General features: G+C 39.3%; 6 protein-coding genes and 1 pseudogene. 6 read left to right on the top strand and 1 reads right to left on the bottom strand.

Annotated features, from left to right (window positions below; all coding sequences use genetic code 11):
- Window positions 1–57: 57 nt before the first annotated feature.
- From ACLTU0_RS08560 to ACLTU0_RS08550, 3 genes and pseudogenes are all read left to right on the top strand, one after another.
- Window positions 58–726: pseudogene (locus ACLTU0_RS08560) on the top strand (amino acid ABC transporter ATP-binding protein).
- Window positions 727–786: 60 nt separating this feature from the next.
- Window positions 787–1,572 carry a basic amino acid ABC transporter substrate-binding protein gene (locus ACLTU0_RS08555; protein WP_147514215.1) on the top strand — a complete coding sequence of 262 codons (786 nt, stop codon included), beginning with the start codon at window positions 787–789 and terminating at the stop codon, window positions 1,570–1,572.
- Window positions 1,573–1,634: 62 nt separating this feature from the next.
- Window positions 1,635–2,333: a pseudouridine synthase gene (locus tag ACLTU0_RS08550; RefSeq protein WP_147514214.1), complete on the top strand. Its 699-nt coding sequence runs from the start codon at window positions 1,635–1,637 to the stop codon at window positions 2,331–2,333.
- A gap of 291 nt (window positions 2,334–2,624) precedes the next feature.
- Here the strand turns inward: ACLTU0_RS08550 and ACLTU0_RS08545 are convergent, their stop codons facing one another.
- Entirely contained in the window at window positions 2,625–3,446 is an 822-nt protein-coding gene (locus ACLTU0_RS08545) for a Cof-type HAD-IIB family hydrolase (protein ID WP_412322065.1), read from the bottom strand.
- Between the two features lie 169 nt (window positions 3,447–3,615).
- Between ACLTU0_RS08545 and ACLTU0_RS08540 the strand changes: the two genes are divergently transcribed.
- From ACLTU0_RS08540 to ACLTU0_RS08530, 3 genes are all read left to right on the top strand, one after another.
- Window positions 3,616–6,723 (top strand): DEAD/DEAH box helicase, encoded by a 3,108-nt coding sequence (locus tag ACLTU0_RS08540; RefSeq protein WP_337869285.1) that lies wholly within the window; start codon window positions 3,616–3,618, stop codon window positions 6,721–6,723.
- An 18-nt stretch (window positions 6,724–6,741) separates the two neighbouring features.
- A complete protein-coding gene (locus ACLTU0_RS08535; protein WP_412322064.1) occupies window positions 6,742–8,388 on the top strand; it encodes a hypothetical protein in 1,647 nt (548 codons plus the stop codon).
- A gap of 119 nt (window positions 8,389–8,507) precedes the next feature.
- The coding region (locus ACLTU0_RS08530) for a hypothetical protein (protein ID WP_412322062.1) at window positions 8,508–9,419 on the top strand (912 nt) is incomplete at its 3' end.

Below are 9,419 nucleotides of genomic sequence, written 5' to 3'. Positions count from 1 at the left end.
ATGATAAAGGTTACCGGTTTAAAAAAGCATTTTGGAGATTTGGAAGTATTAAAGTGAATTGACCAGCACATAAAACAAGGCTAAAAGGTTGTTGTTATAGGTCCTTCGGGTTCGGGTAAATCAACATTTTTGAGATGTCTTAATTTGCTTGAAGTGCCGACAGAGGGTGAAATTCTCATTGAGGGCGAAAGCATTACCGCTCCAAAAACAAATGTAAATAAAATTCGTGAAAAAATGGGTATGGTGTTTCAGCAGTTTAATCTGTTCCCGCACCTTACAGTGCTTGACAATATAACTCTTGCACCGATTAAGGTTAAGAAAATGCCGAAAGCAGAGGCTGAAAAGCTTGCACGTGAGCTTTTGAATAAAGTAGGTCTTGCGGACAAAGAGGACTCATATCCCGCACAGCTTTCGGGCGGTCAACAGCAGAGAATTGCAATAGCACGTGCACTTGCAATGCAGCCGGATATAATGTTGTTCGATGAACCTACATCGGCACTTGACCCTGAAATGGTCGGTGAAGTTCTTTCTGTTATGAAAGACCTTGCGGACGGTGGTATGACAATGGTTGTTGTAACTCACGAAATGGGATTTGCACGCGAAGTTGCGTCAAGAGTTTTGTTTATGGACGGCGGATATGTGCTTGAAGAAGGCACTCCTGACGAAGTGTTCAGCAATCCGAAAAACGAAAGAACAAAAGAATTTTTGAGCAAAGTTTTAAAGTAGTTATCTAACACAGAATGTGTTAAATATAAAAATAAGTGATTTTTTAGGAGGATACAAAAAATGAAAAAGGGTTTAATGAAAGTGGTAGCTTTGGCAGCTGCATCAGTTATGGCAGTGGCAGCACTTGCAGGTTGCGGAAGCAGTGATAAGTTGATTATGGGTACAAACGCAGCATTCCCACCGTTTGAATACACAACATCACAAGGTCTTGTAGGCGAATTTGACGGTATTGACGTTGCTATTGCTAATAAGATTGCCGAAAATGTAGGTAAGGAACTTCAAATTGAAGATATGGAATTTGACGGACTTGTTGCATCTGTAAGTACAGGTAAGGTTGATATGGTTGTTGCAGGTATGACTGCTACAGACGAAAAAAAGCAAAGCGTTGATTTCTCTGATCCATACTATGTTGCATCACAGGTTATCGTTGTTGCACCTGACAACACAGATATTACAAGTGCAGAAGATTTGAAGAATGACAAGACAGTCGGCGTTGTTCTTGGTTACACAGGCGACAATATCGTAACAAACGATTTACAGCTTGCAGAAGACAAGGTTACAAGAGCAAACAGAGGTATTGATATAGTTCAAGACGTTAAGAACGGTAAGCTTGACGCAGTAGTTATCGACTCTGCAACAGGTAAGGCTCTTGCTGAAAAGAACGGTCTAAAGATTGTTGAAGACCCACAGGCATTTGAAACAGAAGAATATGCAATCGCAGTTAAGAAGGGTAACACAGAACTTCTTGACAAGATTAACGAAACACTTTCAGAAATGAAAGCTTCAGGCGAAATTGAACAGCTTGCAATGGAATACGACGAAAAGCTTGCTGAAAACAATCAGTAATTGATAATTGAAAATTGAAGGACGGCTTTATTATGCCGTCCTTTTTGCTTAAGGAGTTATATATGCGTATAGATAAATATATTTCCGGCTGCGGATATGCAAGCAGAAAAGATGTGAAAAAACTAATAAAACAAGGTCTTGTGTTTATAGACGGTGAAGTGTGTAAAAAGCCGGAGGAACAGACTGATGAAAACAGTATTGTTGAGGTTGACGGTGAAAGATTGATTTATCGTGAATTTGTGTATTTAATGCTAAATAAACCGCAAGGCTGCGTAAGTGCTGTTTATGATAAGAAGTATCCCGTTGTAACCGAATTTGTTCCGGAGGAATACGCACATTTTGAAGTATATCCCGTAGGCAGACTTGATATAGATACGGAGGGCCTTTTGATCCTCACAAATGACGGTCAATTCGCTCATGAAATGACATCACCGAAAAAAGATGTGTATAAAAGATATTTCGCGGTGCTTGATAAACCTATGGAAGAAAAAGATGTTGAAATATTCGCAGGCGGTATGGAATTTAAAGAGTTTACCGCAAAAAGTGCAAAGCTTGAAATAACGGAAAATCCGAATGAGGTTTATATCGAAATTGCAGAGGGTAAATTTCATCAGGTGAAACGTATGTGCGAAAGGGTCGGTAAAACGGTGACGTATCTGAAACGTGTCGCAATTGGCAATTTGAAACTTGATAAATCACTCGAAAAAGGCGAAGTCCGTGAATTGACAAAAGATGAACTTGATATGCTGTATAAGAAATAAAGCCACCCCTCAGGCGACGATGTCGCCAGCTCCCCTCGATGGGAGCCTATAATAGTAGGGGCGACCATTGGTCGCCCGTTTTGGTAGACTAAGATAATAGATAATATTGAAAAGATAATAGATAATGAGAGTAGGGGACGTCCCCCAAAAGCCACCACTCCGTCACTTCGTGCCACCTCTCCTCAAGGAGAGGCTTTCCGTAAGGCTCCCATAGAGGGGAGCTGTCAACGAAGTTGACTGAGGGGTGGCAACCACAAAATACAAGGGCGGTCAATGACCGCCCTTATTACGTTATTCAAATTTAATTTTTCCGTCATCAAGTGCATAAATCACCGCCGCAACGGCACTGGAATTATTATCAACCGTTATAAAATCAGCGACTTCTTTTACTTCATCAACGGCGTTACTGACCGCAACACCGACATTTGCCATTTTAACAAGTGCAAGGTCGTTTTCGTTATCGCCGATACCGATTGTATTACTTCTGTCAACATTCATCAAATCGGCAAGGTGCATAAGCCCCTCACCCTTACTTGCGTTTTTAGGCAAAAGTTCATAGTACCAAGGACTGGACTGCACAAATTCATAATCATTAACAAACGGTGAATTTGCAATCGCATCTCTTATCTGCTGAATTTCATTTTCTTCAACCATAAACAATACTTTTACCCAATCTTCCTTTATATCGTGATAATCAAGAAAATTATCGGGTAAATCTTCAAGAACCTGATGTTCTCTTACTTTTTGATTAACTTTACAGAAATAAATTTTATCCGAAGTACAAACTTCAATTCCCACAAAGTCAAACATTTTATCCATATATTCAACGCATTTCAAAGCACCTTTATCAAGTGTGCTTGCCCATAAAAGTTTTTCATCGTTAAAATCATATATTGCCGCACCATTAAAGCAAACCATAGGTGCATTTGGGTGAACGTAGTTTAGCATCAACTTTGCGCCTTGCGGCACACGTCCCGTTGCAAATGTGAAAAGTCCGCCCTCTGACTTGAAATATTCAATAGCTTTACTGTTTTCGTCCGATACACGTTTATCAGTTGTAAGAAGTGTATCGTCAAGGTCGGTGCATAAAAGTATTCCGTCAAATTTTCCCATACTGCTCGTCCTTTCGTGTTTTTTTCTACACGCATAATTTTAGCATATTATATGAATTTAATCCATTTGTATTTTATATAAAAATAATATTGTATCATAAGTTAAAATGTGCTATAATTATAAGATACAGAATGGGTGTACAATATTCAAAACGGGAAGGCTGTAAGGTATGAAAATAACAGATTCAATGATAAAAAAATCCTGCTCGGCGACTATTTACAAGCGTGGCTTGGAATACTTTAAAGAGGGCAGAGTTCATTTAAGAAAACGTGAGGATAATTTAATAACAGCCGTAGTTGACGGGGAAGAACTCTACAATGTGCAGGTAAGACTGTCTGAAAAAGGTGTAGAGGATTGTTTTTGTACCTGTCCTTATTTTGAAACGATGAATTCTGTTTGCAAACATATTGTTTCAACATTAAAGCAACGTCAAAAGGAGCTTGACGAGGGTGCGGATTATGTTGATGAAAACGATAAGATTGCAAAAACGCTTTGCGGTGAATTTGCATCAAGAAAATACGAAAAACAGCCACTATATGCAAAGTTTACACTGCACATAAATAAGCACAATACAAACGGTGTATCGTATGCAATGTCTGTTGAAATCGGCGGTAATAAAGTACACGGTATTGAAAATTTTTTGGAATGTTATTTGAAAGGCAAGGAGTTTAAATTTGACAGATACACGTCATATAATCCCGCAGTAACGGAATTTCCGAAACATCAAGACGAGATAATAGCAATACTTGCGGAAACATACGAAAATCGTGCGGCAGATGTTCAGATGTATATGAAAGCGGCATATCAAACGGCTTTCGGCTCACTTGCGGCAAAGAGAATATTCCCTCTGCTGCAATATGTTGATTTTTCTGTTGTATTTGATGGGCTTTCTTTGGGCAATGTAAGAATAGAAGAAGACAATCCAGATATAATAATTGATGTTGACGCAGGTGATGGCGAAGTTGATATGTCTGTCAGTGACAGAGGCTTTGCACTGACGCATGACGGTGAGTGGTTCTTTTACGAGAACACGATATACCACACAAGCGAAGAATGGCGTGAGTATTTTATGCCGATATACCATGCACTTGCGACGGAGGGCAGAACGCAAATCAGTTTTAAAGGTGACAATACAATTTTGTTTGCCACTCACGTTTTACCCGATATACGCAGTAAGCACGGCGTTATAACACGCGGTATCGAAGATATGATTGTCGATGCGAAACCGACATTTGAAGTGTATTTTGACGCGACACAAGGCGGTATAACTGCCGTTGTTAAGGCGAATTACGGAAGTATAGGATTACGTTTGCCGAACGATGTAAACGGTAACGGCAAAATCGTTGTGCGTGACTATGAGATTGAAAACGATTTGCTTTCGTCATTTAAGATGTTCAATTTACAAGACGGTACATTCATGTTGAAATCGGACAGAGAAATATATTTATTCCTATCGGACGAAATTCCTGTACTTAAAGAAAAAGCAAAGCTCTATTATTCCGACAGATTTGCCGGCTTGAAGATTATGGACCGAGTGGATATAAGTGCGTCTGTAACATATAACAGCGGTGTTGATTTGCTTGAGGCTGACTTTGAAAGTAATCTGTCATATGAACAGATCAGCGGAATTTTAAGTGCGGTTAAACTGAAGAAAAGATTTTACAGATTGTCAAACGGCAGTTTTATCGACCTTGAAAACAGTAAACAAAAGGATATTTTCAATTTGCTTGATCAACTTGATTTTTCTTTTGAAGATATTAAAAACGGTAAAAAAGTAATTCCAAAGTATCATGCACTTTACTTAAATTCTCTTTCATCTGTTGAAAAGAATGAAGAATTTAAAAAATATATTGAGGAAATAAAAAATATAGAGCCTGTAATTCCGAGTGAAGTCAGCGACATTTTGCGTGGCTATCAAAAAGACGGAATGGCATGGCTCAGCCAGCTTTCTTATCTTGGCTTCGGCGGTATATTGGCGGACGATATGGGTCTTGGTAAAACGTTGCAGGTTATTGCGTATATTCACGGAATAAAACCCGAAAAACCGACGCTTATCGTTGCACCGAGTGCACTTACTTATAACTGGCTCAGCGAAATAAATAAATTTACACCGAACGCCAAAACCATAATAGTTGACGGTGCAAAAGAGGACAGAGAAAAACTTATACAGACTATCGGCGAGTATGAATTTGTAATCACGTCATATCCGCTTTTAAGACGCGATATTGCACATTATAAAGAATTTGAATTTTCGTATTGCTTTATAGACGAGGCACAGCATATTAAAAATCCGAAAACTATGAATGCAAGAAGCGTCAAGAAAATAAATGCGGAGCATAAATTTGCCCTTACCGGTACACCGATAGAAAATTCGTTGCTTGAATTGTGGTCAATATTTGATTTTGTAATGCCGGGATATTTGTATTCGGCACACGAATTCAGAAACAGATATGAAATGCCGCTTGTAAAAGACGGTGACAAAATGACGGCGGATAGTTTCAGAGCGAGGATAAAGCCGTTTATGCTAAGACGTATGAAAAACGATGTTTTAAACGAGTTACCGGAAAAAATCGAGAACACAATGTATGCGGAGCTTACGGGTGAACAAAAGAAAATGTACACATCGTATCTTGCACTTGCGAAAAATCAGACGCTTGCGTTGCTTGGTGAGGGCGGTCAAGGTAAAATGCGTATTTTGACACTGCTTATGCGACTAAGACAGATTTGTTGTCACCCTACATTGTTTGACGAAAACTATGATAAGGACAGCGGTAAACTTGATTTGCTTATGGAACTTGTCACGAATGCGGTTGAGTCGGGACACAGAATACTTGTATTTTCACAGTTTACGTCAATGCTTTCAATTATAAGAGAGAGTCTGAAAAATGTGGGGATAGATTCGTTCTACCTTGACGGAAAAACTCCGTCTTACGAGAGAGCGGAGCTTTCCGACAGATTTAACGGCGGTGAAAACAACGTGTTCCTTATATCGCTTAAAGCAGGCGGCGTAGGTCTTAACCTGACTGGTGCGGATACCGTAATTCACTATGACCCATGGTGGAATCCTGCAGTTATGGAACAGGCTTCCGACCGTGCATACAGAATAGGACAAACAAAAGCGGTACAGGTTATACGTCTTGCCGCAAAGGGTACAATAGAAGAAAAAATACTTAAATTGCAGGAAAACAAGAAAAATCTTGCAGACGATATAGTCCGCGTTAATACGGACACATTTAAAAGTCTTTCTAACGAAGAAATACTTTCATTATTTAGCTAAACAGGAGGGCTGAGTCAGGTGAGATTCAGGGCGATTTTAAACGATAAGTATGACCTTGAAGAAATTGCACAACGCAAACAATCGGCAAGACCACATCATAAAACTTTGATTTATTTTGCGGTTGTATGGGCGGTGCTTAATATTTTGGCGATTATTTATATTACAAAAAATAATTATATATATTTTTGGGACGATTCGACGTATTGGGATATTGCAAGAAAAATTGCGTCGGGAGCGTTTAGTGAAGGCGGTTTTTGGCATAATGTCTATAATTCCGTTGCTGAGCAGGATTATAACTATATAGCGGGACTTCCGTCGGCGTTGATTGTAAAAATTTTCGGTGAGTCACGGCTTGCGTATATTTTGGGACTTGTCAATTTATATTTAGTGACGTCATTTGCAATGGTGTATGTGTTGGCGAAAAAAGTCAGTAAAGCACCTAAAATTGCAGCGGTGATTTCGCTTATGATATGTCCGTCTATGGTGTTTTTGACATTTAACGGATTTGTTGATATAGGAGGACTTTTAGGGTGCCTTGTATGCTTTAATTTGTATTTTGTAAAAGACAAAGATGATGATGCGATATGGCGGTATGCGGTAATCGGCGTACTGCTTGTCGCACTTATGCTTTGGAGAAGATGGTACGCGTTTTTCACGGTATCGTTTATAACCGCAATGCTTGCGGATTGCGTACTGTTTAAGAAAAAATGGTACAAACCGATTGTAACAATCGCAGTTGTCGGATTGATACTCGTTGTATTTTTCAGAGATTTCCTTGTGTACAAACTGATGAAAGATTACGGCAATCTTTATTCTGGATATAAGTTTTCGGTGGGAACTGATTTGAAACTTATAACAAGATATTTCGGTATAATATTCGTTGGGGTGCTTGCTGTTTCGTCAGTGGTTATGGCGGTTAAAAAGAAAGAAACAAGAACGCTGTTTATGTGGGTACAGATGATAGTGTGCCTGTTTATGTTCCTTTCAACTCAGACACACGGACAACAACATTTGCTTTTATACATTCCGTCACTTATAATGCTTACACTTATATCAATAAGACATATAACAAAAGAATGGGCTTTGGTCGGAATATCGCTTTTGGCGTTGGTACATTCGGTGAATGTATATATTCCACGCACACAACCGCATAATATCCAGGAAATTAAGCATATGGCATTGATACCGAATTTTTCGATGCTGCCTGTATCAAGAGACGATACGGACGAAATTCTTGCGTTAAAGAAAAAACTCGATACAACCGTTTATGACGGTGATACGCTCGGCGTACTTGCGTCATCGTTTACGCTTAATGAGGATATACTTATAAATGCAGAACCGTCACTCGGAGTAAAGTCGATACGTGATAATTATATCGTGTCATTGCCACAGGTAGATTCGCGTGACAGGGATTTGACACCGTTGTATACCGTAAATTATGTCCTTGTCGCATCTCCTGCACAGACGCACTTGGCAGAGGGCAGTCAGACGGTTGTTGAGGAGGCTGTAAACAGTTTTATGAATTATGCGGATATTGCAACGGCATATGAGGAAGTTCCCGAATGTGAAACCGTTATAGACGGTATAACGATAAAATTATTCCACCGTGTCCGTGACGAACATCAGGCGGATATTAAAACATTTGAGGCACGACTGTATAAATAAGACGGGCGCCGTCAAAAGTATTCTGAAATAATTAACATTTTGTTTACACTTGGCACATTGACAACCATTTATTACAGGTTTATAATTTATATATACTTAAATTATGAAAGGGTGTATATATGAGAAGCTGTATATATTGCGGCAGAGAACTTGAAAAAGGCGAAGTTTGCGATTGTCCGCAGAGTGTTGCACACAGAGCGGGGAAACAGCAATCATCTGCCGAAAGAAAAAACGAAACAAAAACAGAAGACAAAAAATCGGATAAAAAACAAGAGAAAACACAGGCTAATTACAGTAATCCGTATAAAACCGAAACTTCTTACAAAACAGGCTATGCCGGAACGGAAAGCAAGTTTGAAAGAGCGAAGATAAAGCATAAGGCGAGAAAAGCGGCAAGGAAAGCTAAAGCAACAAGAACGTCAAATATCAATCCGAAAGGATTTTTTGGTGAGTTGGGAAGATATATCGTGAGATTTATAAAATCACCGATTGACACAATTTCCAATCCGCCACATCTCGGAAAAGTGGCAATAATGACTATTGCGGCACTTCAAGGCGTTGTATTGTGGCTGTGTATGTTCTTTATATTAAGAGGCGGCGGAGTAGGACCGCTTAAAATATTGACGTCACTTATGAATTTTAACGGCGGTGCAGGTTACAGTCTTGTATTGCAAATCATACTTTGTATGGTATCCGGTGCGATAAGCGGAGTGATTTTATTTTTCTTGTATTCGGGAATATTTTGGCTTATCAATAGATTTGTAATGCGTCTTAAAACGGCATATTGGGAATTTTCAATACGTCTTGCGTCAACGTGGATACCGTTTACGGTAATATGTGCAATCGGCGTAATTCTCAGTATGTTGTCACCTGTAACGCTTATGATATTGATTTTGTGCGGCGCGGTCAGCGTGGCGGTGCTTACCTATGAGGCACTGCGCACAGAATGGATTTCTAAATCACCAAGTCAGGTATTGTATGCAATGATGCTTGGATATTTCGTATTCTTCACTGTTGTATGCTATTTAATT

It is taken from the genome of Hominilimicola sp. (genome assembly GCF_046972485.1).
Classification (GTDB): Bacteria; Bacillota; Clostridia; order UBA1381; family UBA1381; genus Hominilimicola; species Hominilimicola fabiformis.
The sequence above is the reverse complement of the archived record's forward strand: the minus strand, read 5'-3'. Positions and strand labels throughout refer to the sequence as shown.

Excerpts from the sequence above, each read along its gene's own strand:
- ACLTU0_RS08550 (WP_147514214.1), top strand. The coding sequence starts at position 1,635 with ATGCGTATAGATAAATATATTTCCGGCTGCGGATATGCAAGCAGAAAA.
- ACLTU0_RS08555 (WP_147514215.1), top strand. The coding sequence starts at position 787 with ATGAAAAAGGGTTTAATGAAAGTGGTAGCTTTGGCAGCTGCATCAGTT.
- ACLTU0_RS08540 (WP_337869285.1), top strand. The coding sequence starts at position 3,616 with ATGAAAATAACAGATTCAATGATAAAAAAATCCTGCTCGGCGACTATT.
- ACLTU0_RS08545 (WP_412322065.1), bottom strand. The coding sequence starts at position 3,446 with ATGGGAAAATTTGACGGAATACTTTTATGCACCGACCTTGACGATACA.